Genomic DNA, 1,616 nt, shown 5'->3' with positions numbered 1-1,616 from the left:
CCCGCCGCATCCATACCGCCAGTTGTTTACCCTCACAGCGTTCAAGTAACCGGGCATGTTCATCATCAGTAACCCGTATTGTGAGCATCCTCTCGCGTTTCATCGGTATCATTACCCCATGAACAGAAATCCCCCTTACACGGAGGCATCAGTGACTAAACAGGAAAAAACCGCCCTTAACATGGCGCGCTTTATCAGAAGCCAGACATTAACGCTGCTGGAAAAGCTCAACGAACTGGACGCGGATGAACAGGCAGACATCTGTGAATCGCTTCACGACCACGCCGATGAGCTTTACCGCAGCTGCCTCGCACGTTTCGGGGATGACGGTGAAAACCTCTGACACATGCAGCTCCCGGAGACGCTCACAGACAAGCTGTGAGCGTCTCCGGGAGCCGACAAGCCCGTCAGGGCGCGTCAGCGGGTTTTAGCGGGTGTCGGGGCGCAGCCATGACCCAGTCACGTAGCGATAGCGGAGTGTATACTGGCTTAACTATGCGGCATCAGTGCAGATTGTATGAAAAGTGCCCCATGCCGGGTGTGAAATGCCGCACAGATGCGTAAGGAGAAAATGCGCGTCCAGGCGCTTTTCCGCTTCCTCGCTCACTGACTCGCTACGCTCGGTCGTTCGACTGCGGCGAGCGGTACTGACTCACACAAAAACGGTAACACAGTTATCCACAGAATCAGGGGATAAGGCCGGAAAGAACATGTGAGCAAAAGACCAGGAACAGGAAGAAGGCCACGTAGCAGGCGTTTTTCCATAGGCTCCGCCCCCCTGACGAGCATCACAAAAATAGACGCTCAAGTCAGAGGTGGCGAAACCCGACAGGACTATAAAGATACCAGGCGTTTCCCCCTGGAAGCTCCCTCGTGCGCTCTCCTGTTCCGACCCTGCCGCTTACCGGATACCTGTCCGCCTTTCTCCCTTCGGGAAGCGTGGCGCTTTCTCATAGCTCACGCTGTTGGTATCTCAGTTCGGTGTAGGTCGTTCGCTCCAAGCTGGGCTGTGTGCACGAACCCCCCGTTCAGCCCGACCGCTGCGCCTTATCCGGTAACTATCGTCTTGAGTCCAACCCGGTAAGGCACGCCTTAACGCCACTGGCAGCAGCCACTGGTAACCGGATTAGCAGAGCGATGATGGCACAAACGGTGCTACAGAGTTCTTGAAGTAGTGGCCCGACTACGGCTACACTAGAAGGACAGTATTTGGTATCTGCGCTCTGCTGAAGCCAGTTACCTTCGGAAAAAGAGTTGGTAGCTCTTGATCCGGCAAACAAACCACCGTTGGTAGCGGTGGTTTTTTTGTTTGCAAGCAGCAGATTACGCGCAGAAAAAAAGGATCTCAAGAAGATCCTTTGATCTTTTCTACTGAACCGCGATCCCCGTCAGTTTAGAAGAGGAGGATGGTGCGATGGTCCCTCCCTGAACATCACGTATATAGTTAGCCTGACATCCAACAAGGAGGTTTATCGCGAATATTCCCACAAAAAATCTTTTCCTCATAACTCGATCCTTATAAAATGAAAAGAATATATGGCGAGGTTTAATTTATGAGCTTAAGATACTACATAAAAAATATTTTATTTGGCCTGTACTGCACACTTATATATATA

3 protein-coding genes and 1 pseudogene are annotated in these 1,616 nt (G+C 51.8%); 2 read left to right on the top strand and 2 right to left on the bottom strand.

The features are described from left to right. Positions 1 to 88 (bottom strand): annotated as a pseudogene (locus WC5_RS25165) (MobC family plasmid mobilization relaxosome protein); the annotation flags it as partial. Positions 89 to 151: 63 nt separating this feature from the next. Between WC5_RS25165 and WC5_RS20390 the strand changes: the two are divergent. Beyond that, complete coding sequence (locus tag WC5_RS20390) at positions 152 to 343, top strand: Rop family plasmid primer RNA-binding protein (RefSeq protein WP_000165985.1); 192 nt, start codon at positions 152 to 154, stop codon at positions 341 to 343. Positions 344 to 1,011: 668 nt separating this feature from the next. Continuing rightward, entirely contained in the window at positions 1,012 to 1,170 is a 159-nt protein-coding gene (locus WC5_RS25780) for a replication initiation protein (RefSeq protein ID WP_071531517.1), read from the top strand. Between the two features lie 198 nt (positions 1,171 to 1,368). Here the strand turns inward: WC5_RS25780 and WC5_RS20395 are convergent, their stop codons facing one another. After that, positions 1,369 to 1,506, bottom strand: coding sequence for a colicin release lysis protein (locus WC5_RS20395; RefSeq protein WP_001405930.1), 138 nt, complete (start codon positions 1,504 to 1,506; stop codon positions 1,369 to 1,371). Positions 1,507 to 1,616: the final 110 nt, after the last annotated feature.

The sequence above is a fragment of the Escherichia sp. KTE114 genome (genome assembly GCF_000407765.1).
In the GTDB taxonomy this organism is placed as follows: domain Bacteria; phylum Pseudomonadota; class Gammaproteobacteria; order Enterobacterales; family Enterobacteriaceae; genus Escherichia; species Escherichia ruysiae.
The sequence above is the reverse complement of the archived record's forward strand: the minus strand, read 5'-3'. Positions and strand labels throughout refer to the sequence as shown.